The 25,227-nt window shown below is 73.2% G+C and carries 26 protein-coding genes; 12 read left to right on the forward strand and 14 right to left on the reverse strand.

Annotation, left to right across the window (positions count from 1 at the left end):
• Positions 1-55 precede the first annotated feature (55 nt).
• Together ABZ899_RS27050 and ABZ899_RS27055 are read left to right on the forward strand one after the other, a co-directional pair.
• Positions 56-1,330, forward strand: a complete 1,275-nt coding sequence (locus ABZ899_RS27050) for an ROK family transcriptional regulator (protein WP_361350809.1) — start codon at positions 56-58, stop codon at positions 1,328-1,330.
• Positions 1,331-1,386: 56 nt separating this feature from the next.
• Positions 1,387-1,632, forward strand: a complete 246-nt coding sequence (locus ABZ899_RS27055; protein WP_361350811.1) for a hypothetical protein — start codon at positions 1,387-1,389, stop codon at positions 1,630-1,632.
• Positions 1,633-1,652: 20 nt separating this feature from the next.
• Here the strand turns inward: ABZ899_RS27055 and ABZ899_RS27060 are convergent, their stop codons facing one another.
• The 3 genes from ABZ899_RS27060 to ABZ899_RS27070 all read right to left on the reverse strand — a co-directional run bounded on the left by ABZ899_RS27060 (position 1,653) and on the right by ABZ899_RS27070 (position 5,027).
• Positions 1,653-2,681, reverse strand: coding sequence for an SDR family oxidoreductase (locus ABZ899_RS27060; protein WP_361350813.1), 1,029 nt, complete (start codon positions 2,679-2,681; stop codon positions 1,653-1,655).
• 65 nt (positions 2,682-2,746) lie between these two features.
• Positions 2,747-3,709, reverse strand: coding sequence for an SDR family NAD(P)-dependent oxidoreductase (locus ABZ899_RS27065; RefSeq protein WP_361350815.1), 963 nt, complete (start codon positions 3,707-3,709; stop codon positions 2,747-2,749).
• 292 nt (positions 3,710-4,001) lie between these two features.
• A complete protein-coding gene (locus ABZ899_RS27070; protein ID WP_361350817.1) occupies positions 4,002-5,027 on the reverse strand; it encodes a PHP domain-containing protein in 1,026 nt (341 codons plus the stop codon).
• A 133-nt stretch (positions 5,028-5,160) separates the two neighbouring features.
• On the opposite strand from ABZ899_RS27070, the gene ABZ899_RS27075 reads away from it, so the two are divergent.
• A complete protein-coding gene (locus ABZ899_RS27075; RefSeq protein ID WP_361350819.1) occupies positions 5,161-5,397 on the forward strand; it encodes a hypothetical protein in 237 nt (78 codons plus the stop codon).
• Positions 5,398-5,406: 9 nt separating this feature from the next.
• Here the strand turns inward: ABZ899_RS27075 and ABZ899_RS27080 are convergent, their stop codons facing one another.
• From ABZ899_RS27080 to ABZ899_RS27090, 3 genes are all read right to left on the reverse strand, one after another.
• The gene (locus ABZ899_RS27080; RefSeq protein WP_361350820.1) at positions 5,407-6,639 is read right to left on the reverse strand and encodes a family 16 glycosylhydrolase; all 1,233 of its coding nucleotides are present in this window, start codon (positions 6,637-6,639) and stop codon (positions 5,407-5,409) included.
• A 179-nt stretch (positions 6,640-6,818) separates the two neighbouring features.
• The gene (locus tag ABZ899_RS27085) at positions 6,819-7,355 is read right to left on the reverse strand and encodes a VanZ family protein (protein WP_361350822.1); all 537 of its coding nucleotides are present in this window, start codon (positions 7,353-7,355) and stop codon (positions 6,819-6,821) included.
• Between the two features lie 131 nt (positions 7,356-7,486).
• Positions 7,487-8,149, reverse strand: a complete 663-nt coding sequence (locus tag ABZ899_RS27090; protein WP_361350824.1) for a DUF4230 domain-containing protein — start codon at positions 8,147-8,149, stop codon at positions 7,487-7,489.
• Between the two features lie 175 nt (positions 8,150-8,324).
• Between ABZ899_RS27090 and ABZ899_RS27095 the strand changes: the two genes are divergently transcribed.
• Positions 8,325-9,275 (forward strand): ribose-phosphate pyrophosphokinase, encoded by a 951-nt coding sequence (locus ABZ899_RS27095; RefSeq protein WP_361350826.1) that lies wholly within the window; start codon positions 8,325-8,327, stop codon positions 9,273-9,275.
• Positions 9,276-9,282: 7 nt separating this feature from the next.
• On the opposite strand, the gene ABZ899_RS27100 is transcribed toward ABZ899_RS27095, so the two are convergent.
• Positions 9,283-9,663, reverse strand: coding sequence for an anti-sigma factor antagonist (locus ABZ899_RS27100; protein ID WP_361350828.1), 381 nt, complete (start codon positions 9,661-9,663; stop codon positions 9,283-9,285).
• 332 nt (positions 9,664-9,995) lie between these two features.
• Positions 9,996-10,946: an NADP-dependent oxidoreductase gene (locus ABZ899_RS27105; RefSeq protein ID WP_361350829.1), complete on the reverse strand. Its 951-nt coding sequence runs from the start codon at positions 10,944-10,946 to the stop codon at positions 9,996-9,998.
• Between the two features lie 71 nt (positions 10,947-11,017).
• On the opposite strand from ABZ899_RS27105, the gene ABZ899_RS27110 reads away from it, so the two are divergent.
• Together ABZ899_RS27110 and ABZ899_RS27115 are read left to right on the forward strand one after the other, a co-directional pair.
• Complete coding sequence (locus tag ABZ899_RS27110; RefSeq protein WP_361350831.1) at positions 11,018-11,989, forward strand: helix-turn-helix domain-containing protein; 972 nt, start codon at positions 11,018-11,020, stop codon at positions 11,987-11,989.
• 91 nt (positions 11,990-12,080) lie between these two features.
• Entirely contained in the window at positions 12,081-12,473 is a 393-nt protein-coding gene (locus ABZ899_RS27115) for a VOC family protein (protein ID WP_361350833.1), read from the forward strand.
• Between the two features lie 37 nt (positions 12,474-12,510).
• On the opposite strand, the gene ABZ899_RS27120 is transcribed toward ABZ899_RS27115, so the two are convergent.
• Both ABZ899_RS27120 and ABZ899_RS27125 read right to left on the reverse strand, forming a co-directional pair.
• Positions 12,511-12,816, reverse strand: coding sequence for a DUF4235 domain-containing protein (locus ABZ899_RS27120; RefSeq protein ID WP_361350834.1), 306 nt, complete (start codon positions 12,814-12,816; stop codon positions 12,511-12,513).
• Between the two features lie 22 nt (positions 12,817-12,838).
• Complete coding sequence (locus ABZ899_RS27125) at positions 12,839-13,852, reverse strand: glutathione S-transferase C-terminal domain-containing protein (protein WP_361350836.1); 1,014 nt, start codon at positions 13,850-13,852, stop codon at positions 12,839-12,841.
• A gap of 182 nt (positions 13,853-14,034) precedes the next feature.
• Between ABZ899_RS27125 and ABZ899_RS27130 the strand changes: the two genes are divergently transcribed.
• On the forward strand, positions 14,035-15,006 hold the full coding sequence (locus ABZ899_RS27130; RefSeq protein WP_361350838.1) for a cation diffusion facilitator family transporter: 972 nt from the start codon (positions 14,035-14,037) through the stop codon (positions 15,004-15,006).
• Between the two features lie 107 nt (positions 15,007-15,113).
• Here the strand turns inward: ABZ899_RS27130 and ABZ899_RS27135 are convergent, their stop codons facing one another.
• Complete coding sequence (locus ABZ899_RS27135; protein ID WP_361350840.1) at positions 15,114-15,563, reverse strand: nitroreductase family deazaflavin-dependent oxidoreductase; 450 nt, start codon at positions 15,561-15,563, stop codon at positions 15,114-15,116.
• A gap of 91 nt (positions 15,564-15,654) precedes the next feature.
• Positions 15,655-16,278 (reverse strand): LysE family transporter, encoded by a 624-nt coding sequence (locus ABZ899_RS27140; protein ID WP_361350842.1) that lies wholly within the window; start codon positions 16,276-16,278, stop codon positions 15,655-15,657.
• A 319-nt stretch (positions 16,279-16,597) separates the two neighbouring features.
• Here ABZ899_RS27140 and ABZ899_RS27145 point away from each other — a divergent pair, with 319 nt between their 5' ends.
• The 5 genes from ABZ899_RS27145 to ABZ899_RS27165 all read left to right on the forward strand — a co-directional run bounded on the left by ABZ899_RS27145 (position 16,598) and on the right by ABZ899_RS27165 (position 22,010).
• Entirely contained in the window at positions 16,598-17,806 is a 1,209-nt protein-coding gene (locus tag ABZ899_RS27145) for a cytochrome P450 (RefSeq protein WP_361350844.1), read from the forward strand.
• An 81-nt stretch (positions 17,807-17,887) separates the two neighbouring features.
• Positions 17,888-18,082, forward strand: coding sequence for a ferredoxin (locus ABZ899_RS27150; protein WP_062665681.1), 195 nt, complete (start codon positions 17,888-17,890; stop codon positions 18,080-18,082).
• A 33-nt stretch (positions 18,083-18,115) separates the two neighbouring features.
• Positions 18,116-18,658, forward strand: coding sequence for a flavoprotein (locus tag ABZ899_RS27155; RefSeq protein WP_361350845.1), 543 nt, complete (start codon positions 18,116-18,118; stop codon positions 18,656-18,658).
• Between the two features lie 41 nt (positions 18,659-18,699).
• The gene (locus ABZ899_RS27160) at positions 18,700-19,668 is read left to right on the forward strand and encodes an aldo/keto reductase (protein WP_361350847.1); all 969 of its coding nucleotides are present in this window, start codon (positions 18,700-18,702) and stop codon (positions 19,666-19,668) included.
• 449 nt (positions 19,669-20,117) lie between these two features.
• Positions 20,118-22,010, forward strand: a complete 1,893-nt coding sequence (locus ABZ899_RS27165; protein WP_361350849.1) for a ricin-type beta-trefoil lectin domain protein — start codon at positions 20,118-20,120, stop codon at positions 22,008-22,010.
• Positions 22,011-22,019: 9 nt separating this feature from the next.
• Here ABZ899_RS27165 and ABZ899_RS27170 read toward each other — a convergent pair whose 3' ends face one another.
• Both ABZ899_RS27170 and ABZ899_RS27175 read right to left on the reverse strand, forming a co-directional pair.
• Entirely contained in the window at positions 22,020-22,649 is a 630-nt protein-coding gene (locus ABZ899_RS27170) for a DUF4232 domain-containing protein (protein ID WP_361350851.1), read from the reverse strand.
• A 129-nt stretch (positions 22,650-22,778) separates the two neighbouring features.
• Positions 22,779-25,163 (reverse strand): SpoIIE family protein phosphatase, encoded by a 2,385-nt coding sequence (locus ABZ899_RS27175; RefSeq protein ID WP_361350852.1) that lies wholly within the window; start codon positions 25,161-25,163, stop codon positions 22,779-22,781.
• Positions 25,164-25,227: the final 64 nt, after the last annotated feature.

The raw sequence follows: 25,227 nt of genomic DNA on the forward strand, positions 1-25,227 counted from the left end.
TCACAATGGAGGCGGATCCATCGGGGCGGGAAACGGCAGGTCGGAAGGGAGCCGCATGGCGGGGCGGAACGGGCGCACGGTACGGGACCTCAGACGGGGCAACCGTACGGCCGTACTCCAGCGCCTCTACTTCGACGGCCCGCTCAGCCGTTTCGAACTCGGCCCGGCGACCGGACTCAGCTCCGGTTCCGTGAGCAACGTCGTCGCCGAGCTGATCGGCGACGGCCTGGTCGAGGAGGCCGGCAGCGTCGACTCCGACGGCGGCCGTCCCCGCATCCTGCTGCGGGTCGCCCCCGGCAGCGGCCACATGATCGGCGTCGACGTCGGCGAGACCCGGGTGCGGGTCGGCCTGTTCGACCTCACGCTCACCGAACTCGCCCGCGCCGAGCGGCCGTTGGAGCAGCAGCGCTATGAGGTCGACGGCATCGTCCGCCATGTGCGGGACGGCATCGCCGAGGTCCTCGCGGGCGCCGGCATCGGACCCGGGCGGCTGCTCGGGGTCGGCATAGGGGTCCCCGGCATCGTCGAACGCACCCCGGACCTCGGTGCCGTGGTGCACGGCCAGACCATCGGCTGGGACGCCGTCCCGCTGGAGCGGCTGCTGCGCGACGGCTCGGAGCTGCCCGGCAGCGTCCCCTACTTCATCGACAACGGCGCCCGGACGCTCGGCCAGGCCGAGATGTGGTTCGGCGCCGGCCGGGGCGCCGGGAACGCGCTGGTCGTCCTCTTCGGCTCCGGCGTCGGCGCCTGTCTGGTCACCCCGGAGGTGGAGCACGGGCGGGCCGTCGAGTGGGGCCATCTGACGGTACGGGTCCGCGGCCGGCGCTGCCGCTGCGGCGCCCTGGGCTGCCTGGAGGCGTACGCGGGCGCCGAGTCGCTGCTCGCCCGCTGGTTCGAGGCGGGCGGCAGCGCCCCGCGGGGCGCCGACGAGGAGACCGCGCTGTCCGTGATGCTCTCCGGCGCCTACCCGGCCGACGGCGGTCCGGCCGACCCGGTGGCGCTCGCCGTGCTGGACGAGACCGCCGAGTACGTCGGCGCGGGCCTGTCCGACCTGATCAACCTCTTCCAGCCGGAGCGCATCCTGATCGGCGGCTGGGCCGGTCTCCAGCTCGGCACCCGCTTCCTGCCCGCCGTCCGCCGTCACGCCGCCGCCTACTCGCTGCGGCATCCGGCCGAGAAGGTCGGCATCGAGCTGGGCAGGCTCGGCCCGGACGCGGTGACCGTCGGCGCCGCGATCCTGCCGCTCGCCGACTTCTTCGCGCACGGCGGGCGCCGCGCCGGCCCCGCGCCCGAGTCCGGCGGCACCCCGGCCCGGTCCGTGCCCCGCTGACGTTTGCCGAGGCCGGCTGTCGGTACTCGCAGCGTCCGACACGCGGGAGGAACACCATGGACGACCACCGCCGAGAGGCACCCGGCGAGAGCCCGGACCCGATCCCCAGGGACCTGCCGGACCAGCAGGCGCGCCCCGGGGAGGACCCGTGGGAGGTCCCCGTCGGGCCCACCCGCGACGCCTCCGAGTCCGAGACCGACGACGTCCCGGAGACGGACGAGGCGGGCACCGGCCGGCAGGGCGAGCCCCAGACCGGCGCGGTCCACCCCGAGCACCCGGCCCCGGAGGAGTCGGCGGGCTGAACCGTCCGGCGTCACCCCCCTCAGCCGACCTTGCGGCCCCGCAGGTTGGCCGTGCCCGTGCCCGCCCCCTCCCGCAGGCCCCCCAGGAACTCCTCGAGCACCTCGGGCGCCGTGCGGGTCGGCTCCCAGCCCAGTTCCGAGCGGGCGCGGGAGCAGTCCATCAGCGGCACCCTGAGGACCGCGTCGAACAGGTGCGGGGACGCCGGCAGCAGCCGCAGCCCCCACGCCGCGGCGATCGCCGAGCGGACCGCCGTACGGGGGAGGCGGACCGGGCGCGCGCCGAGCATCTCGCCCAGCAGCGCCGCGTCGACCGGCGGGTCCGCCGCCAGGTTGAAGGCGCCGCGCACGTCCGACTTCACCGCGAGCCGGTAGGCGTGGGCCGCGTCGTCGGTGTGCAGGGCCTGCACCCGCAGCCCCGGCACGTCGGGCAGGAACGGGAGCAGGTCGGGCCGCAGCAGCGGCCCCGGCAGGAAACGGCCGCCGAAGATCCGCCGCTGCTCGCTCGCGGACGCGCGCTTGAACAGGAACGCCGGCCGCATCCGCACCACCCGGATCTCGGGGTGCTCCCGCTCGAAGATGTCCAGGTTCCGTTCCAGGTACGCCTTCTCCCGGCAGTACGCGGCGTCCGGCCAGCCGTGGGTCGGCCACGACTCGTCGACGGGGTGGTCCTTGGGCCCCGGCGAGTACGCCCCCACCGACGAGGCGTGGATCAGCGCGGGCACCTTGGCCTCGGCCACCGCCTCGTAGACGCGCAGGCTGCCGAGCACGTTGGTGCGCCAGGTCGTCGCCGGGTCGTGCGTCGGCTGGAAGGCCCACGCCAGATGGACGACGGCGTCGGCACCGGCGAAGACGCGCGCGAGATCCGTGTGCCGCGACGCCAGGTCGGCCGCTGTCCACTCGGTCTTCGCGGGCCCCACGTCGGGTTTGCGGCGGGCCAGGCCCACGACGGTCCCGACCTCCGGGTCCGCCGCGAGGAGCCGCACCACGCTGGTGCCGACGTTGCCGGTGGCTCCGGTGACCACGATCCTGCGTTCCGGTCCACTGCTCACCTGTGGCTCCTCCCGGACGATGGGGACGGGGCGCCCGAGTACCCCGAGCGCCCCCGCGCACGCCGTCACCCGGCGAAGGCGTCCACGCCGGTCAGCTCCGCCGACAGGGCCCACAGCCGGGCCGCCTGCTCGGGGTCGGTCGCCCAGTCCTTCACCCCGACGCGCTCACCGTCGGCCGGGGCCGGCTCGGCGACGTCGCAGTCCTCCAGGTAGAGGCCGCCCAGGTCCGCCAGCTGGGGCGACGTGGCCGCCCACACCTGGGTCGCGGCGCCCTGCTCGGGCGTCTTGAAGCCCGGCTGGGGGATCTCGTTGCCCTCCTCGTCGATCCAGCCGTTGGCGATCATCTCCTCGCGGGGCAGATGCCGCTGGAGGGGCGTGAGGATGCCCCCGGGGTGCAGCGCGAAGGCCCGTACCCCGCGGTCGGCCGCGAGCCGGTCGAGCTGGACGGCGAACAGGACGTTCGCGGTCTTGGCCTGGCCGTACGCCTGCCACTTGTCGTAATCCTGGCGCCAGTGGACGTCGTCCCAGCGGATGCCGGAGAAGTGATGGGCGCGCGAGGACACCGAGACCACCCGGGCGCCACCGGGCTCGATCGCCGGCCACAGCCGGTTGACCAGGGCGAAGTGCCCGAGGTGGTTGGTGGCGAACTGCGCCTCCCAGCCGGGTCCGACCCGGGTCTCCGGGCAGGCCATGATGCCGGCGCTGTCGATCATGATGTCGATCGTCCGGCCGCCGGCCAGGAACCGTTCGGCGAAGCCGCGGACGCTGTCCTGGTCCGCCAGGTCGAGCTCGTCCACCTCGACGCCGCTCAGCCCGGCCAGCGCCTCCTCGGCGGTGGACCGGCGGCGGGCGGGGACCACGACGTGGGCGCCGGCCCGGGTGAGGGCCCGGGTGGTCTCCAGGCCGATCCCGGAGTAGCCGCCCGTGACGATCGCGAGCTTGCCGGCCAGGTCGATGCCCGCCAGGACCTCGTCGGCGGTGCTGGTCGCTCCGAAACCGGAGCCGATCTTGTGCTGTGCAGTGCTCATGCCCGGAACGCTACGAATTGGAGTGCTCTCGAAGTCAAGCGGACCGGGGGAAGCGGTACGCCCGGACAGGAAAAAGCCCCGGCCGGACGGGGGAATCCGGTCGGGGCGTCGAGGGTGGGTGCGCATGGCGGTCGCCTCTCGGCGAAAGGCTCCACAGGGCTTCAGCCGAACGATCTTCCCTGTGGGCTGATGGTGAGGCCCGGGGACACTGTCCCATCCGCACCCACGGCTGGTTCAACGGTGAACCACGTAGGGATGTTCCTGGAGCCGCCGCCCGAGGCGGTGAGGTGCGTCACGCCCGGGAGTGCTGCTTCTCGCGCGTCCACGCCAGCAGCTCGTCGGCCGTCCACGTGGTGACGACCCGCTCGGCGGGCACCCCGCACTCCTCGGCCCGCGCACAGCCGTACCGCTGCCAGTCCAGCTGCCCCGGGGCGTGCGCGTCGGTGTCGATCGAGAACAGCGTGCCCGCGGCCACCGCCCGGCGCAGCAGCCGGCGGGGCGGGTCCAGTCGCTCGGGCCGGCTGTTGATCTCCACCGCCGTCCCGGACTCGGCGCAGGCGGCGAACACCGCGTCCGCGTCGAACTCCGACTCGGGGCGTCCCCGCCCGGTGATCAGACGGCCGGTGCAGTGCCCAAGGACGTCCGCGTGCGGGTTGCGCACCGCCGCGATCATGCGGCGGGTCATGGAGCGGGCGTCCATGCGCAGCTTCGAGTGCACCGACACCACGACCACGTCGAGACGCTCCAGCAGTTCCGGTTCCTGGTCCAGCGAGCCGTCGTCGAGGATGTCGCACTCGATGCCGGTGAGCAGCCGGAACGGCGCCCAGCGGGCGTTCAGCTCCGCCACCACGTCCAGCTGCTCGCGCAGCCGTCCCGCCGACAGCCCCCGGGCGACGGTCAGCCGGGGCGAGTGGTCGGTCAGCACCGCCCACTCGTGGCCCAGCTCCGCCGCCGTCCGCCCCATCTCCTCGATGGGGCTGCCCCCGTCGGACCAGTCGGAGTGCAGATGGCAGTCGCCGCGCAGCGCCTCCCACAGCTCCCGGCCCCCCTCGGGCGGCCCCGCGGCGGGCCGGCCCTCCAGGTCGGTGAGATAGCCGGGCACCTGGCCGGCCAGGGCCTCGCGCACCACTGCGGCCGTCTTCGGGCCGACGCCCTTCAGGGACTCCAGCGTCCCGGCCTCCGCCCGTGCCCGGACCTCGTCCGGCGGCAGGTCCGCCAGCACCCGGGCGGCCGTACGGAACGCGCGGACACGGTACGTCGGCTCCAGGGACCGCTCCAGCAGGAACGCGATCCGGTTCAGGGCCTCGACGGGATCCATCGCCACCTCCTCCTCCAGGGTTCCCCGGCACCGCCGCCACCGCACGGCGACGGCCGGTACCGCGGACGCCCGGGTTCCGCCTCCCGGGCGTCCGGAGGATTCGCCGGCGCGTCCGGCGTCCTACGCTCTATGCATGACCGAAAGCGCGAGCCCGTACATCGCACAACCGCGGATCATGGTGCTCGGGGTCCAGCCGGGCACGCCCCCGTTCCGCATCATGGAGATCGACGGTGAGATCGTCTGCGAGGCCAGGACCATCACCGACGTCCTCACCACCGCCGCCCTCTACGGCATCACCGTCCACGACCTCGACGATCCGGACGTGGTCCGCTGGGTGGGTGGCGACAAGTTCACCTGGCACCGCCGCTGAGGGACCGGCTCAGCCGACCGTCCACTTCTGGTTGGCCCCGCCGGAGCAGGTCCACAGCTGCAGCCGGGTGCCGTTGGCCGAGCTGTTCCCGGTGGCGTCCACACACTTGTCGGCCTGCGGATTGACGATGTCGCGTGCCGCGGAGACGGTCCACTTCTGGTTGGCGCCTCCCGTGCAGTCCCACAGCTGCAGCGGTGTCCCGTTCGCGGTTCCGTTGCCGGTGGCGTCCAGGCACTTGCCGAGCGCGCGCAGCGACCCGTCCGAGCCGGCCGTCCACCGCTGGGCGGCGGTGCCGTTGCAGTCGTAGAGCTGGACGGCCGTGCCGTTGGCTGTGTTCGCCCCCGCCACGTCCATGCACTTGCCGTCGAGCCCGCGCACGGTGTTGCCGCCGGTCGGGGTGTCGCCCGTGGTCACCGAGACGTGGTCCACGACCAGTTGCTGCGGGAAGACGGTGGAGCCGTCCGGGTCGCCGGGCCAGTAGCCGCCGACCGCGAGGTTGAGGATGAGGAAGTACGGCCGGTTGAACACCCACTGCCTGCCGCCGAGGTCGGCCGGGGTGCGCCGCTGGTACACGTTGCCGTCCACGGACCAGGTGATGGAGTCCGGCGCCCAGTCGACGGCGAAGGTGTGGAAGGCGTCCGCGAACGCCTGCCCGTTCGGCAGGGTGTAGCCGGCGCCGATGCCGCCGGACCCGGAGTACCCGGGGCCGTGGATCGTGCCGTGCACGGTGGACGGCTCGAAGCCGACGTTCTCCATGATGTCGATCTCGCCCGAGTCGGGCCAGTTGACCGGAGTGCCGAGCATCCAGAACGCGGGCCACATGCCCTGCCCCCGCGGCACCTTCATCCGCGCCTCCACGTGCCCGTACTGGGCGGTGAACTTGCCGGACGTGTTCAGCCGGGCCGAGGTGTACTGGCAGGTGCCGTACCAGCACTGGTAGTTGGCGGGGTTCTCGCGCCGTGCCGTGATGACCAGGTGGCCCTGGCCGTCCAGGGCCGCGTTCTTGTTGCCGGACGTGTAGTACTGCCGTTCGTGGTTGTTGACGTTGTCGCCGGTCTCGATCTGCCACTTCGACCCGTCGACGGCGGCGCCGGCGGGGCCGTCGAAGGTGTCGGAGAAGACGACCGCGGCGGCCGCGGCACGCGGGGGTTCCGCCTGGGCGGGTGCGATCGCGGCGGCCGCGACGAGGACCGCCGAGAGAGCGGCGAGCAGGGCAGAGCGGATCAGCCGTGGGGAGGCCATCGTGCTCCCTTCCGTGCGACGCCCCGCTGAGCGGGTGCGTCGACCGTGGTGGGGGGGTGAAGGTGTCGCCACTTGATTTAAGGAGTGAGTTAAGGGGCCGTCAATACTTTGGTACGGACCAGTGGGCAGGGGTCCGCCCCGCGCCCGGCGGGACCGGACGCGGGGCGGTACGGGATGTGTCAGGCCCGGACCCGCCTGGCGTGCACCGCGCGGCTCAGCCGGCGGCCCAGCAGGAGGTAACCGATGAGCGCGCCCGACGTGTTGAGGATGACGTCGTCCACGTCGAAGGCGCGGCCCGTCACCAGGGCGCCCTGCGCGAACTCCACCAGCAGCATGACCGTCGCCGTCAGCAGAAGGACCCGCAGCACTCCACGGGTGCGCGGGGCGACGATGGGGACCAGGACGCCGAACGGCACACCCAGCAGCAGGTTGCCGCCGATCTGCCGTACGGCGTCGCGCAACTCGGGCTGGTCCAGATAGGCGCGCAGCGAGCGGCCGGGGTGCAGGTTGGTGTGCGTCAGGCTCTCCGACGCGGGGGAGGGCTGCAGGGTGAGCTTGGCCAGGACCACGGCGAAGGCGACCATGAACGCGAAGGCGCACACCATCGCCACAAAGCGGCCGAGCAGACGCAGCGGGCCCGGGCGGGCCCGGTCCGCCTCGGCGGGCTCGGATCCGGAGCCGGCGGTGCCCGCCGTCTTGGGTGCGCCGAGACGCAACGCGACACGCGAATGCGGGGTCCCACCGGCCATCATGTCCTCCACTCGTCGAGCTCCGGGCGTGGTCACGCTCTTACCCCCGGACCGCTGCGTGATGCGATCGCTTTCGGCCGCCGCCGGGGCCGGATGCCTCACCTCTCGTACGTCACCTTCACCTCCTCGAAGCCCAGGGAGCGCAGCAGCCCTTCGAGCATGTCGGTGGTGTTCTTCTCGGCCCGCGCGGTCAGCCCGCTCTTCTTCGCCGCGTCCCCGATGTGCCGCACCGCCAGCTTCTGCACGGCCTGTTCGCCGTTCGGGTTGTCGGAGAACAGGTCGCCGAGACGGTCGAGCAGCCCGCGCTGCTTGGAGACCGCGTAGGAGCGGTCGGGGTCCAGCGCCGGGGTGCCGAGCACCGCGTGCGGCAGGCGCAGTGTGGCGGACGTACGGTCCTTGTCGACCGTGACGTCGTCCTCGCCGATCTTGCCGAGGTCCACGTAGGCGTCCACGGTGCCCGCGCCGACGTACAGGGTGCGGGTGCCGCGGATGGCGTCGGGCAGCAACTTGGCGTCCTTCTCCAGGTCCACGACGATCTGGAAGTTGCCGGAGGCGGCGTCGTAGCGGCTCATGTCCTGGATGGACCGCAGCAGCGCGGGTCCTGACCGGTCCTGCGTCTCGGTGCCGAACAGGTCCTTGAGCCCCGGGAGCACGCTCAGCCGGATCCCGGCGAAGAACACGACCAGCACCAGGACGACGGCGGTGACCGCCTTGGCCCAGCGGGGCATGCGCCGGTCGATGCGCTTGATGGGAGTCGTCATGCGGACGTCCCTCCTTCCTGCTGACCGGATACCCCCGAATCCGCGGCTGAGCGGGCCTGTCGTCCGCTTCCAGGCGTGCGCCGGGGCGTGGCCGGCGGCTGGACGCGGAACCAACGTTTCTGCACTCTCAGTAGCATGTGGCCGCCACCCGTAATGATCAGGCGAGGAGCGGATCGTGCGAGAGATCGCCGTGTTCAGCGGCAGTGCCCATCCCGAACTGGCGGCGGAGGTCTGCGCCCAGCTCGGGGTGCCCCTCAGCCCCACCCGGGTCAGCCGCTTCGCCAACGACTGCCTGGAGGTGCAGCTCCAGGCCAACTGCCGGGAACGGGACGTCTTCCTGATCCAGCCATTGGTGCGGCCCGTCCAGGAGCACCTGGTCGAGCTGCTGCTGATGTGCGACGCCGCGCGCGGTGCGTCCGCGCGCCGGATCACCGTGGTCATGCCGCACTATTCCTACGCCCGGTCCGACAAGAAGGACGCGCCCCGCATCTCCCTCGGTGGGCGGCTCGTCGCGGACCTGATGGTGGCGGCCGGCGCGAGCCGCGTCCTCGCCATGACCCTGCACGCCCCACAGGTGCACGGCTTCTTCTCGGTGCCGGTCGACCACCTGCACGCGCTGCGCGAACTCGCCGCGCACTTCCGGCAGTACGACCTGAGCCGGACCACCGTCGTCTCGCCGGACCTCGGCAACGCCAAGGAGGCGGCGGCGTTCGCCCGCATGATCGGTGCGCAGGTGGCCGCCGGTGCCAAGCAGCGGTTCGCGGACGACCGGGTCAGCATCTCCTCCGTGATCGGCGAGGTGGGCGGACGGGACGTCATCGTCCTGGACGACGAGATCGCCAAGGGCAGCACCGTCCTGGAACTGCTCGACCGGCTGCGCGAGCTGAAACCGCGCTCGATCCGTGTGGCGTGTACGCACGGCCTGTTCGCGGCCGGCGCCCTCAAGCGGATCGGCGAGCAGCCGGACGTCCTGGAGATCGTCTGCACCAACACGGTGCCCGTGCCCGAGGAGGAGCGCACGGAGAAGCTGCGGATCCTGTCGATCGCGCCGGCGCTCGCGGAGGCCGTGCGCCGCATCCACAACGGCGAGTCCGTGAGCGCCCTGTTCGACGCGCCGGAGGAATGACGGGGCGTCAGGAGGTCCCGGAGGCCGTCCCGGCAGTGTCGAGGGCGGCGTCCGGTGTCGGATGCGGAGGCAGCAGCCGGGACAGGCCGGTGATCCGCAGGATGCGCAGGATCAGCGGCCGGGTGCACACCAGGTGCAGCCGGCCGCCGTGGTCGAGCACCCGGCGGCGGGCCCGGTACAGCAGCCTCAGTCCCGAGCAGTCGAAGAAGTCCACGCTCCGCAGGTCGATCACGATGCGCGCCCCGGGGTCCGCCGTCACCCGGTCCAGGTAGGGGCCGATCTCCGCGGCCGCGGCGATGTCGATCTCGCCGAGCAGTTCCAGCACCAGGTGGTCCCGGTGGCGGTGGGTGCGCAGATACCGGGTGAAGGGCGCAGGTTCCTGCCGCACGACCAGATCGCCTCCAACCTGTCCCCTGCCGCGGGTGCCCAAGTCCGGCTCCCACACGGCAAGTTACCCTCGATCGAGCGAATCTGAGCATGTTCGATTGACATATGTCTTCGATTTTTCAACGCAGGTTGCGCCCGATGACGCCGAGGCGATCGCTCGGCCGTCGCGACGCGGGGGCGTGGCCGGCCCGCCGGTGCCGGCGCAGTCCCACGTGCGTCGTGCGGGCCGGCCTCGGGGGGCGCGCACCGGGCAAGCTCGTCCTCATCCCCTGAACGCACGGCCGGCGCCCGTTCGTTCACGGGCGCCGGCCGGTCTGGTCAGATCAGGTCAGGTCAGTCGACGACAAGGACCAGCTTGCCCGTCGTGTGGCCCTGCTCCCCGAGGGCGTGCGCCTCGGCGGCGTCGGACAGCGGGAAGGTCCGCTCGATCGCGGCGCGCAGCCTGCCCTGCTCGACCAGGTCCGCGAGGGAGCGCATATCCGCGCGGTCCGCGTCGACGAGCATCCGGACGGCCCGCACGCCGAGCCGCGCGGCCTCGTCGGGGAACTCGTCCGACCCGACGGGGATGGTGGAGACCACGACGCCGCCGGGACGCAGCACGCGCAGCGAGCGCACGGCGTTCTCGCCGCCGAGCGTGTCGAGGACGACGTCCAGGTCCTTCAAGACCTCGGTGAAGTCGGTCTCCCGGTAGTCGATCGCCTCGTCGGCGCCGATCTCCCGCAGGAAGTCGTGTTTGCCGGCGCTCGCCGTGCCGATCACGTACGCGCCCCGCGCCTTGGCGATCTGCACGGCCACGTGCCCGACCCCGCCGGCCGCCGCGTGGATCAGCACCCGCTGCCCGGGCCGCAGGTCCGCGAGTTCGACCAGCGCCTGCCAGGCGGTGAGGGAGACCAGCGGCAGCGCGCCGGCCTGCGTGTGGTCGATCGAGGCCGGCTTGTGTGTCAGCGCGCGGACCGGCGCGATCACGTACTCGGCGTGGGATCCGTGCCCGTACGGGTACGGCAGCATGCCGAAGACCTCGTCGCCCGGCTGGAAGGCGGCGACACCGATTCCGGTCGCCTCCACCACGCCGGAGACGTCCCAGCCCAGGACGAAGGGCGGGTCGCCGAGGAAGCCGCCGGTCGCCCGGTGCTTCCAGTCGGTCGGGTTGACGCCGGCCGCGCGCACCCGGACCAGGACCTGGTTGGGGCCCGGATCCGGCCGCGGCAGCCGTACTTCCTGGAGAACCTCGGGACCGCCGAGGACGTTCTGGCTGATGGCTCGCATCATGTGCTCAGTGCTCATGGTTCTTCAGCCTGCCCGGAGCGCGACCGTCGGAAAATGGCACGATTGCCAACCTTCGATAAGATCGTGCCATGAGTGAGCGAGGGACCCCCGGGCGGGCCCAGCGGATCGTGGTACTGGCCCTGGACGGCGTCTACCCCTTCGAGTTGGGCATCCCCAGCCGGATCTTCGGGGCGGCCGACGGCCACTACGAGGTGCTGACCTGCAGCGTCGACGGCCGTCCGGTGCGCAGCAACGCCGACTTCACGATCGGGGTGCGCCACGGCCCGGAGATCCTCGCCACGGCCGACACGGTGATCGTCGCCGCCGTGGCCACCGCGTACATCCCCACGGAGCTGTCCCCCGAACTCGCGGGAGCGCTGGCGCTCATTCACCCGGACGCGCGCATCGTGTCGATCTGCACGGCCGCCTTCGTCCTCGCCGCCGCCGGGCTCCTCGACGGCCGCAGGGCCACCACCCACTGGCAGGTCACCGACGCGTTCCGCCGGAGGTACCCGAGGGTCGACGTCGACCCGGACGTGCTCTTCGTCGACGACGGCCGCGTCCTCACCTCCGCCGGCGCCGCGTCCGGCGTGGACGTCTGCCTGCACATCGTGCGCACCGACCACGGCAGCGAGCTCGCCAACGCGGTCGCCCGGCGCTGCGTCGTACCGCCGTTCCGCGACGGCGGGCAGGCGCAGTACATCGAGCAGCCGGTCCCCGAGAGCGGGGCCGCGAGCACCGCCGCCACCCGCGCCTGGGCCCTGGAGCACCTCGGTGAACCCCTCACCCTGTCGGACCTCGCCCGGCACGCCCGGATGAGCATGCGCACCTTCGCCCGCCGCTTCGGCGACGAGGTCGGCCTCAGCCCCGGCCGCTGGCTGGTCCAGCAGCGGGTGGCGCGCGCCCGGCACCTCCTGGAGTCCACCGACCTGCCGGTCGACCAGATCGCCGCACAGGTCGGCTTCGCCACCGGTGCCTCGCTGCGCCAGCACCTGCACGCCGCGATCGGGGTGTCCCCGCAGGCCTACCGCCGCACCTTCCAGGCCGCCACCGCCCGTTGACGTGCCGGACACGGACTGAAACCACCCCGGTGGGTTAGACGGGAGACACAGGGCAGCGGGGCAGTCCGCGCCCCGGATCCTCGGAGGAGCCATGCCGCTCGTGAAAGCCGGATTCGTCGTGCTCGACTGTGCCGAGCCCGAGAAACTCGCGGAGTTCTACAAAGAGTTGCTGGAAGGCGAGCAGACCCGCGCCACCGCCAACCAGGTCGAGGTGCGGGGTGCCGACGGCACCCGGCTGGCGTTCCGCCGCGACATGAACGCCACCCCGCCGAGCTGGCCGCGCCCCGAGAACTCCCTCCAGGCGCACCTGGACTTCGTGGTGGACGACCTGGACGAGGCGGAGCGCCGGATCGTCGGCCTGGGAGGCCGCCCCGTGGAGGCGAAGGACGCACCGGGACCGTACGAGGAGCGCGGCTTCTCCGATCCGGCCGGCCACTCCTTCACCATGCGCCGCACGCCCGGCACGGCACCCAAGCAGGGCTGAGGCCCCGGGCGGAACACCCGGGGCCCCATGCCGGCCGTCAGTCCCGTCCGCCCTTGTCGGCGGAGGGCCAGACGCCGGTGGACCGCTCGACCGCCTTGGCCCCGGCCCGGTCCGCCAGGCTGCGGGCCACCGCGAACAGGGCGCCCTGGACGGCCGCGGCGAGCAGGACCTCGCCCCAGCCGCGGTCCCGGTCCAGGGCGTCGGGGGCGTCCTCCTCGTGCCGGATCGCCATCCACGTCTTGCGGAAGGCGAGCCCCGCCAGCGCGCCGCTTCCCCAGCCCAGGGCGAACCCCAGCGGCTTGTAGGCGAGCGGGAGCTTCGCCTTCTTCTGCTTCTTGCCCATGTGCCTTTTCCTCCTCAGTAGTTCAGGGACGGGAGTGCGCCGGTACCCGCTCGGCCTCGGGCACCGGCCCGGGCGGTGTGCCGTCGCCGAACGGCCTGCCGCCCAGCTCCGCACGGTGATGCGGCGTCAGCCAGCCCGACAGGTCCGGCCCCACGGGGACGATGCCGGTCGGGTTGATACCGGTGTGCACCTGGTAGTAGTGCCGTTTGATGTGGTCGAAGTCGACGGTGTCGCCGAATCCCGGCGTCTGGTAGAGATCACGGACGTACGCCCACAGCACCTGGTTCTCCGTCAGCTTCCAGCGGTTGCACTTGAAGTGACCGTGATAGACGGCGTCGAAACGGACCAGTGTGGTGAACAGCCGGATGTCCGCCTCCGTGATCGTGTCCCCGACCAGGTAGCGCCGCCCGGCCAGCCGCTCCGCCAGCAGGTCCAGCCGCCGGAAGAGCCGCGCGTACGCGCTCTCGTACTCCTCCTGCCCGGTGGCGAAACCCGCCCGGTAGACGCCGTTGTTGACGTCCTCGTACACGTCCGCCATCACCTGGTCGATCTCGTCCCGCAGCGCCTCGGGGTACAGGTCGGGCGCGCCCTCCCGGTGCAGGGCCGTCCACTCGGTGGCCAGGTCCAGCGTGATCCGCTGGTAGTCGTTGGTGACGAGCTTTCCGCTGGGCACGTCCACGATCGCCGGGACGCTGACGCCGCCCGGGTAGTCCGTCTCCCGCCGGTCGTACGCCTCGCTGAGGAACCGGATGCCGAGCACCGGGTCGCGGCCGCCGGGGTCCAGGGTGAACCGCCAGCTCCGGTCGTCCTGTACGGGGTCGGTGATCGCCATGGGCAGGGCCTCCTCGAGGCCGAGCAGCCGCCGGGAGATCACCGCCCGGCTGGCCCACGGACAGGCGCGGCTGACGACCAGCCGGTACCGGCCCGCCTCGACCGGCCAGCCGTCCCGGCCGTCCGCCGTGATCCGGTCCGTGAAGTGCGCCCTGGATCGCTGGAACGCCTTCCGGCCGTAGGCGGTGTTGCCCCCGCCGCTCATGATCGCTCCCTTCCGCCCGCTGCCGGTCCGTCCGGCCGGTGCCGGGTTCCTCCGTTCGCGCCCCCCATGCGGCGGGCCTGGCGTACGCCGTCGTCGGGACCGTACGCCCGTGCCCCACCGAGTCCCCCGTTTTCCGCCGACGGCACGGTGTGAGCGGGGGAGGCCGGGGCAGTCGGCGTTAGGTGAGCAGCACATCGGACACCTCGAAGTCGGACCGCGGGACCCGGATCACGGTCCTGGTGGCCCTGGTCGCCAACCTCGTCATCGCCGTCGCGAAGGCCGTCGGCGGACTCCTCGCCCATTCGCCCGCCCTGCTGTCGGAGGCGGCGCACTCCGTGGCGGACAGCCTCAACGAGGTGTTCCTGCTGGCCGCGCTGCGCCGCAGCCGCCGCCCCGCGGACGCCCGGCATCCGTTCGGCTACGGCAAGGAGCGGTTCTTCTGGTCGCTGCTGGCCGCCGTCGGAATCTTCGTCATGGGAGGCTGCTTCTCGTTCTTCCAGGGCGTGGAGGCCCTGCGCGGCGGCTCCGAGGAGTCGTTCGGCGGCTATGTCGCGGGCATGATCGTCCTCGGTGTGGCCTTCCTCGCCGAAGGGGCGTCGCTGGTGCGGGCGCTGCACCAGGTGCGCCGGCAGGGCGGGCTCGCGGACGGGATGCGCGACCCGGCGCTGCGCACGGTCGTCGCCGAGGACGGCACGGCGGTGCTCGGCGTGACCCTCGCCCTCGCCGGTATGGCCCTGCACATGGTCACCGGGCAGGTGGTGTGGGAGGCGTCGGCCTCGCTGGCGATCGGCGCGCTGCTCGTCTACGTCGCCTACCGGCTGGGCCGCGAGGCCCGGGACCAGCTGATCGGCGAGGCCGCCGACCCGGAGGCGGCCGCCCGGATCTGCGCGCTGCTGGAGGCGCAGCCCGAGATCGACAGCGTGGAGGCGCTGTTCACGATGAAGACGGGTCTGCAGAGCGCGCTGGTGGCGGCGCGGATCGACCTGATGCCGGGACTGGACAGCGAACAGGTCGAGGAGGTCGCCGTCCGGATCAAGCGGTCCATCGGCCACACCGTCGCCGAGGCGGACCAGATCTTCCTCGACATCACCGAGCGGTCCGCGCGCGAGGCAGAGGGAAGCCCCGCCGCGACGGGGGAGCGCGGCGGGGCCTGACCCTCGGGTGCCCCTCCTTCGCGGGGCCATGCCCCCCGTCGAGGGAAAACTCCGCGGCCCCCCGGACGAGGCCGGCCGGCGCCCCACGGGCACCGGCCGCACCCCGCTCACTCCTGGCCGAACGGCTCCAGGACGAACACCGGGATCTCCCGGTCCGTCTGCTTCTGGTAGTCGGCGTACGGCGGGTAGGCGGCGACGGCCCGCTCCCACCACTCCGCCTTCTCGGCGCCGGTGACCTCACGGGCCCTCATGTCCTGCTTGAGCGGACCGTCCTGCAGCTCGACATGCGGATCGGCCTTCACGTTGTGGTACCAGACCGGGTGCGTCGGCGCCCCGCCCTGGGAGGCGACCACGGCGTAACGGCCCCCGTGCTCGACGCGCATCAGGGGCGTCTTGCGGATCTTGCCGCTCTTGGCGCCTCGGGTCGTCAGCAGGATGACGGGCAGCCCGGTGTCCTGGAGCGTGGTGCCCTCGGTGCCGCCGGACCGCTCGTACAACTCCACCTGGTCGCGCACCCACTTGCTCGGGCTGGGCTCGTATTCGCCCTCGAGAGGCATGACATCCGTCCCATCGTCGTGTACGGGAAACTGACACTCCATCCAACAGTGGCACAGCCGCCGATCATCCGTCCCCGGACCCGCCGCACGCCTACAGGAGCATCCGCACCGCCAGCGCCAGGATCACCGCGCTCGACACCAGGGCGGTCACCAGCCGTCCCCGGTGCCCGGTCAACGCCCGCCCGAGCAGGGCGCCGCCCCCGGCCAGCAGCACCTGCCAGCTCGCCGAGGCGGCGAACGCGGCCAGGACGAACACCCCCCGCGCGGTCGCCGACCCGGCGTCCGCCGTGCGGGTGCCGAGCACCAGGGCCGTGAAGTAGACGACCGTCGTGGGGTTCAGCAGGGTGATGCCCAGCAGCGACAGATAGGCGCGGCCGGGACCAGGGGGCGGGGGAGCGGACCGGGTGGCCGGGCGATGGGCCCGGTGGTGGCGTACGGCGAGGGCGGCGCCCCGCACGGCGAGCACCGCCAGCACCAGGGCCGAGGCCCAGCGCAGCGGCACCAGCACCGGGCGCAGGGCGGCCGCGAGCGCGGAGCCGCCGAGGGTGGCCAGCAGGGCGTAGAGCCCGTCGGCCGTCGCCACGCCGAGCGCGGCGCAGACGCCGGTGCGCAGGGAGGTACGGGCCGAAAGGGAGACGAGGTAGGTCGCGACCGCGCCGACGGGTACGGCGATGCCGTAGCCGGCCAGCAGGCCCGCGACGAGCGCTGCGGTCACGACGCGGGAGGTGTCGGTCCCCACGGTCGGCGGTGCTGCCGCTGGGACCGCACCGGACGGACGGCGGCGGTCGGCGGCAGGAAGGCGATGTTCTTCGGCATGGCCGGATTCTGCGGGCCCGCCCGGCCGACGACAAACGAATTTCCCCCGGTCCGCGGCGCACGGCGATTTCCCGTCCCTTTTGGGCGGAGCCTTGTGCAATCAACCCCGGCCAGTTTTCCCGCGCCGTTGTTCTGGCCGAACTTGACGTCGTCATGTAGGTGCCTCGGGCATCTAATAAAGATCGGCACGACGCATCCTTTCTCTGCGAGGTCTCTTCATGACGGACATGACGGAACCCCCCACCGTCGCCTTCCCCCAGAACCGGACCTGCCCCTACCACCCGCCCGCCGCCTACGACCCCCTGCGCGACACCCGCCCGCTGACCCACGCGCGTCTCTACGACGGCCGCCTCGTCTGGACGGTCACCGGTCACGGTCTCGCCCGCACCCTGCTCGCCGACCCCCGCCTGTCCACCGACCCCACCCGGCCGGAGTTCCCCGCCACCACGGAACGCATCGCGCAGGTACGACGCCGGCGGTCCGCCCTGCTGGGCGTCGACGACCCCGAACACCGCGTGCAACGGCGCATGATGATCCCCAGCTTCACCCTTCAGCGCGCCACCGCGCTGCGCCCGCTGATCCAGCGGATCGTGGACGAACGCCTCGACGCGATGACCGCCGGCGGCCCGCCCGCCGATCTCGTCCCCGCGTTCGCGCTGCCGGTGCCCTCCATGGTGATCTGCGCCCTGCTCGGCGTGCCCTACGAGGACCACGACTTCTTCGAGGGGCAGTCGCGCCGGCTGCTGCGCGGCCCGACAGCCGCCGACTCGATGGACGCCCGCGCCCGCATGGAGGCGTACTTCGACGAGCTGATCGACCGCAAGCAGCGGCAGGCCGCGCCCGGTGACGGCGTCCTGGACGAACTCGTCCACCAGCGGCTGGCCGAGGGCGAGCTGGACCGCGAGGGGCTCATCGCGCTCGCGATCATCCTGCTGGTCGCCGGGCACGAGACGACCGCCAACATGATCTCCCTGGGCACATTCACGCTGCTCAGGCACCCGGAACGGCTGGCCGAACTGCGCGCCGACCCGGGCCTCGTGCCCGCGGCCGTCGAGGAACTGCTGCGCATGCTGTCCATCGCCGACGGCCTGCTGCGCGTCGCCGTCGAGGACATCGAGGTGGCGGGGGAGACGATCAGAGCGGGCGACGGCGTCGTCTTCTCCACCTCGGTCATCAACCGGGACGGGACCGTCTACGCCGACCCCGACAGCCTGGACCTGCACCGCCCGGCCCGGCACCACGTCGCCTTCGGCTTCGGCATCCACCAGTGCCTCGGGCAGAACCTGGCCCGCGCCGAGTTGGAGATCGCGCTGCGCACCCTGTTCGACCGCCTCCCCGGACTGCGTCTCGCGGTCCCTGCGGAGGAAATCCCGTTCAAACCCGGCGACACGATCCAGGGGATGCTGGAACTCCCCGTGACCTGGTAAGAGGCTCCGGTCATGCACAACGAAACGCGTGACACACACGAGACCACGGCGGCCGCGCCCGGCGAGGCGTCCGGGACCCGCATCGACATCGACCACGACCTCTGCATCGGCGCCGGGCAGTGCGCCCTGGCGGCCCCGTCCGTCTTCACCCAGGACGACGACGGGTTCAGCGCCCTGATCCCCGGCCGTGAGGACGGCGGCGGCGATCCGATGGTCCGGGAGGCCGCCCGCGCCTGCCCGGTCAGCGCCATCACCGTCTCGGAGGCGGCCGGCTGACGGCCCGTCGGGCCGTTGAGTAGGGTTTCCCGGATGACCGAACAGGCCGGGAAACCCTTCCTCTACGTCGTCGTCTGCGCCGCGGGCATCGCGGCGGACGTGGACAAGCTGGTCGGCGCCGCGCTGGAGCGGGACTGGGAGGTCGGGGTCGTCGCGACCCCGGCCGCCCTGAACGGCTTCTTCGACACCACCGCCGTGGAGACCCTGACGGGCCGGCCGATCCGCTCCGCCTGGCGGACGCCCGCCGAGCCACGCCCCTTCCCGCCGCCGGACGCGGTCGCCGTCGCGCCGGCCACCTTCAACACGATCAACAAGTGGGCGGCCGGCATCGCCGACACCCTGGCCTTGGGCACCCTGTGCGAGGCGGCCGGCCTGGGCGTGCCCATCGCGGTCCTGCCCTGTGTCGCCGACGCGCTCGCCGCCCACCCGGCGTACCGGGACAGCCTGGAGCGGCTGACCGGCATGGGGGTGCGGATCGGGGAGCCGTACACGGGCGAGCCCGCGCCGGACGGCGGGCGGCCGGAGTTCGGATGGGAGCGGGCGCTGGACCTGCTGACGGGGCCGGGGGCGCCGTAGGCTCGCCGGGTCACCCCATCCCGAAGGCAGGAGCAGCAACGATGCAGTACGTGAAGCTCGGTTCGACGGGCCTGGACGTGTCGCGGATCTGTCTGGGCTGCATGACCTACGGGCTCCCGGACCGCGGCGCGCACGAGTGGACCCTCGACGAGGAGGCGTCGCGGCCGCTGATCCGGCAGGCGCTCGACGCGGGCGTCACCTTCTTCGACACCGCCAACGTCTACTCCGACGGCACCAGCGAGGAGATCGTCGGCAAGGCGCTGCGCGACTTCGCGCGCCGGGACGAGATCGTCCTCGCGACGAAGGTCCACGGCCGGATGCGCCCCGGCCCGAACGGCGCCGGGCTCTCCCGCAAGGCGATCATGACCGAGATCGACCACAGCCTCGCCCGCCTCGGCACGGACTACGTCGACCTCTACCAGATCCACCGCTTCGACCCGCACACGCCGGTCGAGGAGACGATGGAGGCGCTGCACGACCTGGTGAAGGCGGGCAAGGTGCGCTACATCGGGGCCAGTTCGATGTACGCCTGGCAGTTCTCGAAGATGCAGTACACCGCCGAGCGCCACGGCTGGACGACGTTCGTGTCCATGCAGAACCACTACAACCTCCTGTACCGCGAGGAGGAGCGCGAGATGCTGCCGCTCTGCGCGGACCAGGGGGTCGGTGTCCTGCCGTGGAGCCCGCTGGCCCGCGGCCGGCTCACCCGCGACTGGGGCACGGCCACCGACCGCAGCACCCATGACGAGTTCGGCAGCCGGCTGTACACGGACAGCGACCGGGTCGTCGTGGAGGCCGTCACCCGGGTGGCGAACGAGCGCGGTGTCCCGCGCGCCCAGGTCGCCCTCGCCTGGCTGCTGCACCAGGACACGGTGACGGCGCCCATCGTCGGCGCCGCCCGGCCGGGGCACCTCGAGGACGCGGTCGCCGCGGTCGAACTGAAGCTGACCGACAAGGAGTTGGAGGCGCTCCAGGAGCCCTACACGCCCCACCCGGTCATCGGCCACTGAGTGCGTCGCGGACGGACGCCCCAGCCGGGCGCCGCAATGGTCGGCACCCCGGTCGTGAAGGCCCGCTGAAGGCGCCTTCGTCCGCATGACCAGCGGAAAATGCCGTGGCGCGGCGGTTCAATGGTGTGCGATGAAGTCGGCGCGGTGTCGACTGAATCCGTTTTCCCATTGCTTCGCCGATAGTCCGCAATGCGGTCGGACCGACTATTGACATTTCGTCGAACACCGGCCGTCGCGCACGCGGTGCACAATAAGTGGAGCGGCTTGTTCTCAGTCCCTGAGCTGTGCAAAGGTGTGGCTCGCTCCTTTACGCCCTCGCGCTTCACCAGAGCCGCACCCGGAGCATACCCATTGGTATGGACCCATCAAGCCGCAGTGCCCTCCGGAGGAATGCCCCCGTGCGTGACGCAGGCCTGTCGACTTCACCAGGCGCCGCCCGCCTCTTTGATGTGACCGACGCTCAACTGAGCGCCGAACTCAAGAAGTGGACGGGAGCGGCACCGGCGCTCCACCCCGTGGGCGAACTCCTCGACCGGCACTGGGAGGCGGGCTTCGCCTACGCGCGGCTGTGCACCGCCGACACCCGCGCCGCGGGCATGCTCACCACGGCGGCGTTCACCCGCCTGTTCGGCGAGACGCTGCGGCAGACCGGCCCGACCGCGGCCTGGCGCCCCCGACTCCTCGTCACCGTGGGCCGGATCGCCGCGGAATGGGACGCCGACCACCGGCGGGAACTCCTCCACCCCGGGCTGCGCTCCGGACCCGACGGCGCGGGAGCCGCCGCCCTACTGCTGCCGCCCGGCAACCGCCGGCTGCTCTCCGAGGCCTTCGAGCGGCTGCCCCAGTCGGCCCGCTGCCTGCTGTGGCACACCGAGGTCGAGGCCGAACCGGCGTCCGTACCGGCCGCGCTCCTGGGCATGGACGCGGAGACCGGGCGCCTGGAGCTGGAGCGGGCCCGTGACCGGCTGCGCGAGGAACTGCTCCAGGTCCACCGCGAACTCGCCCCCGAGCACGAGTGCCGCCAGTACCTGCGGATGCTGGACGTGACCTACCGGCGCGGCGGCGTCGACGTCGACCCCGACCTGGGCGCCCACCTGAACCGCTGCGCGCACTGCGGGGACACCGCCGCCCAGCTCGACCTCTTCAACGGCGGACTGGGCATCGCCCTCGCCGAGTCCGTGCTCGGCTGGGGCGCGCGGGCCTATCTGGTCGCCCGTGTGAGCCCCGGCGCGCAGCCGCCCACGTCCACACCGGCCCCGCGGGGCCCGATCGCCGGTGAGCCCTTCTTCGCCGACCCCCACACCGCCGCCTCCGCCGCGCGCCCCCACCCCTCGGCGTTCACCTCCGTCGCTGCCGCCGAGGCCACCGGGCAGCCCAGCGGCGCGCCCGGCCCGCGCGGCGCCCGCCGGGCCGCCCGCCGCTCCGGTGGGCGCCGCGCGGCCACCGCGCCCGCCCGCCCCGGCGCCCGCGCCTGCTCCAGCCGCGTCGCCGTGAAGGTGGCCCGCCGCGCCGCCCGGCGCCGCAACCTGTCGGCGGCCGTCGCCACCGTCAGCGCCCTGGTCGTCCTGCCCCTGGTGATCTGGTCCGCCGCCGGCGACGACGGCGGCTCCGACGACACCGCCGTGCCCGCCGCCCTCGACCGGAGGCCGTCCGGCACGGCGAGACCCGAGGCGGACGCCCCCCGCCGCAACCCGTCCTGGGCGGGCGCCGCCGAGGCGGCCAAGGGCGACCTGCGGGGCCGGCTGCACAACATCGGCTCCGGGCTGTGCGTCGGCATCGTGGGCGGCCGGGCCGTCGAGGGAGCGGAGACCGCACTCACCACCTGTGCCCCCGGTTCCGCCCAGCAGTGGACCTACGAGACCGACGGGCTGATCCGCAGTGCCGCCGACCCCGGCCTGTGCCTCGACTCCCACCTCGGCTACTCGGTCCGGCTCGCCCCGTGCGAGGCCGCCGGCACGGGGAGCGACGACGTCCGCTACGACTTCACGCTCCCGGGCGCCCTGGTGCCCCGCTTCGACCAGGAACTCGCGCTGAGCCCCGCCGCCACCGACGGCTCCGGCGCCCTGGTGCTCAAGAGCCGCGACGACGACAACGACGTGCAGCACTGGGCCGTCGACACCGCACGCACCACCTCCGCGCTGGAGACGGTCGCCTGGGTCCCTCCGTCCGGCGCCGCCGCCACCTCCGCGCCGCCTGCCGCGCACACGCCCGCCGCCGGGTCCCCCCGCACGTCGCCGCCCCCGGCCGGGCCGTCGGCCGACCGGGCGCCCGGTGCGGCGGCGCGCGCCGGCGGGGCGAGGGGCGGCGGCCACGGGAACGGGGGCGGTGGCGGCCACCGCTGAGCGGTCGGCTCAGCCGCCCGTGCCCGGCTGGAGGACCGTCAGGAACACGGTGGACTCGTTGCCGCCCACCGGCACCTCGCCCGACGTCCACGCGATCCGCAGCGGGTCCCGTTCGTCCGGCGGCGTCACCAGCAGCTCCTTCGGCTCGGCCGTGCGGGCCCCGCTGATCTCCGGACTGGCGAAGGTCAGCCCGGCCCAGGCGCTGGTGCCCGGCGCCAGCGTGACCGTCGCCGGTGTGTCCGGGGAGCGCCGGGGGTCCGGGCCGAGCTGTCGGCCGGAGGCGTCCACGAAGGCGGCGCCGGGGTAGCCGCGCACGGTACAGGTGCGATCGGCCCGGTTGGTCAGCACGATGGGGAAGTTGCGCTGCCCCGCTCCGGGGCTCGGGCGGCCCAGGCGCGCCCGGAGTTCGGAGGTGTGGCAGCGGGGCGCGGCGGCGCCCGACCGGGTCATCGGGCTCTCCGTGTCCGGGGTGCCGGGCGCGGTGGTGGCCGCCGTCGTCGCCGGGCCGGTGCCGTCGTCCGTGCCCGGCGCGGTCGTCGCCCCGCCGCTGACGGCCGGCGTGCGCGTCGGCCCGGTGTCCGAGGCGCCGGTGCCGTCCCCGCAGGCGGCGAGCACGCACAGCAGCGCGGCGGCGGTCACCGGGAGAGCGGCGCGGCGCCCGGGGCGGCCTCGGGTCGAGAAGGGGGAAGTCGGTGCGCGTCCCATTGCTCCCATGTCTGTGAGGCATCCCCGGTTTCCCGGGGCGTAGTCATGTTTCCGCGCGTCTTCTCACTCCTCGCCGAGCAACCCGATCTCGGCCCAGATGGTCTTGCCGTCGGCGGTGTGCCGGCTGCCCCAGCGTTGGGTGAGCTGAGCGACCAGCAGCAGCCCGCGGCCGCCCTCGTCGTACGTCTTCGCACGGCGCAGGTGCGGGGCGGTCTGGCTGGTGTCGGACACCTCGCAGATCAGCGTCGTGGCGTCATGGATGAGCCGGAGCCGTATCGGGGGCGTGCCGTAACGGATGGCGTTGGTGACCAGTTCGCTCACCACCAGTTCGGCGGTGAACGCGGCCTCGGACAGGTCCCACAGCTCGATCTGCTCCACGACCTGCTTGCGGATCGGCGCCACGAGCGCGGGGTCCGCCGGGATGTCCCAGGTCGCCACCCAGGAGGCCGGCAGCCCCCGGGTGCGCGCCAGGAGCAGGGCCACGTCGTCGGCGGCTCCGCCCGCCGGGAGCAGGGAGTGCAGGACGCGGTCGCAGGTCTCGTCGAGGGAGCCGGACGACGCCGCGAGCGACTGGCACAGGAGAGCGTGGCTGGCGTCGATGTCCCGCTCGCGCGACTCGATGAGCCCGTCGGTGTACAGCGCGAGGACGGTGCCCTCGCGCAGCTCGATCTCGGCCGACTCGAACGGCAGCCCGCCCAGGCCCAGCGGGGGTCCCGCGGGCAGGACGATCTCCACGGGCCCCCCGCCGGGCGCGACCGTCACGGGCGGGGGATGCCCGGCGCGGGCCAGCGTGCAGCGCCGTGAGACCGGGTCGTACACGGCGTACAGGCAGGTGGCGCCCACCTCGCCGGAGACACCGTCGGTGCCGGCCTCCTCCGACAGGCGCACGACGAGGTCGTCGAGGTGGGTCAGGAGCTCGTCGGGCGCGAGGTCGATGTCGGCGAGCGTGCGCACGGCCGTGCGCAGGCGGCCCATCGTCGCCGACGCCTGGATGCCGTGGCCCACGACGTCGCCGACGACCATCGCGACCCGCATCCCGGACAGCGGGATCACGTCGAACCAGTCGCCGCCCACACCCGAGCGCGCCGCCGGGAGGTAGCGGGAGGCCGCCTCGAGCGCGGCGGTGCGCGGCAGGGTGCGCGGCAGCAGACTGCGCTGGAGGGCCAGCGCGGTCTCGCGTTCGCGGGAGTAGCGGCGGGCGTTGTCGATGCAGACGGCGGCACGCGCGGTCACCTCCTCCGCCAGCAGCACGTCGTCCGGGGTGAACGCGTGGGGGTTGGCGAACCGCGAGAGCACCGCGACGCCGAGCGTCGCGCCGCGTGCCCGGATCGGCACGGACATCGCGGTGTGGATGCCGTACCCCTTGATCCGGGCGGCGCGCCGCGGGTCCCACGACAGCCACTGGTCCAGGTCGCCGGTCGCGGACGAGGCGACGATGGTGTGGCCCGCGAGCAGCGCGTCGGCCTGCGGGGAGGTGGCCGGGTACAGGTCCAGCTGCCCCGGCTTGACCACGACCACGGCGTCGCCGTCCGTGTCGATGATCCGGTACGCGGTCCGCCGCAGCCCGATCGGCGTGACCGGCCGGCCCACGGGCGGCTCGCCGTGCTCGGCCGGGTCCAGCAGGTCGACACTGACGAAGTCGGCGAGCGCCGGCACACAGATGTCCGCCAGCTCCTGGGCCGTGGTCGCCACGTCGAGGGTGGTGCCGATGCGCACGCTGGCCTCGTTCACCAGCTGGAGCCGCTCCTGCGCCCGGTACTGCTCGGTGAAGTCGTGCGCGGCGACCGACACGCCCCGCACCCGGCCCCTGGCGTCCCTGATCGGCGCCATGCGGGCCAGCCAGCTGAGCGTGTGGTCCCCGCCGACCGCCACTTCCGTCCGTACGGCCGTGCTGCGGCCCGTGGTGAGCACCTGGCGCAGCCGGCCCTCCAAGTCCTGGCCGTGCGCCGTGCCGGTCATCTCGCAGGTGCGCAGACCGCGCACGTTCTCCGCGGGCAGGTCGAGCACCCGCGCCATCACGGCGTTGATGCTGCGCACCCGCAGCCGCTCGTCGTAGATCGCCATGGCGCAGGGGGAGTCGAGAAGGGGGACGTCGTCCAGCGGATCGTCGGGCGCGTGCGTGCCCTCCGGGTCCAGCGGGGTGACGACCAGCCACCGGTCGGGTCCCTGCCGCGGAGGCTTCTCCCGGTGGGCGAGCAGCCATACGGGGAGGGTGCCGCCGTCGTGGCGGCGCAGCGTGACGACGCCGTCCCAGCGGTCGCCGTCCGGCGCGGCGACTCCGTCCGCGCCCGGGTCGGCCAGCAGGTCCGCCGCCGGGCGCCCCACGACCTCGGCCGCCGGGTGGCCCAGGAGGCGTTCCGCCCCGGCGTTCCACTCGACGAGCAGGCCGTCGGCGTCGATGACGGCCCGGGCCGTCGAGGCCTCGTCGACCGGGTGATCCGGGCTCATGGTCGCAGCTCCCACGTGCACCCTCACGGTGAACAGGCGTGTCACTCGCGCCCCAGCCTAGGCC

This window comes from Streptomyces sp. NPDC046859 (assembly GCF_040645135.1).
Taxonomy (GTDB): domain Bacteria; phylum Actinomycetota; class Actinomycetes; order Streptomycetales; family Streptomycetaceae; genus Streptomyces.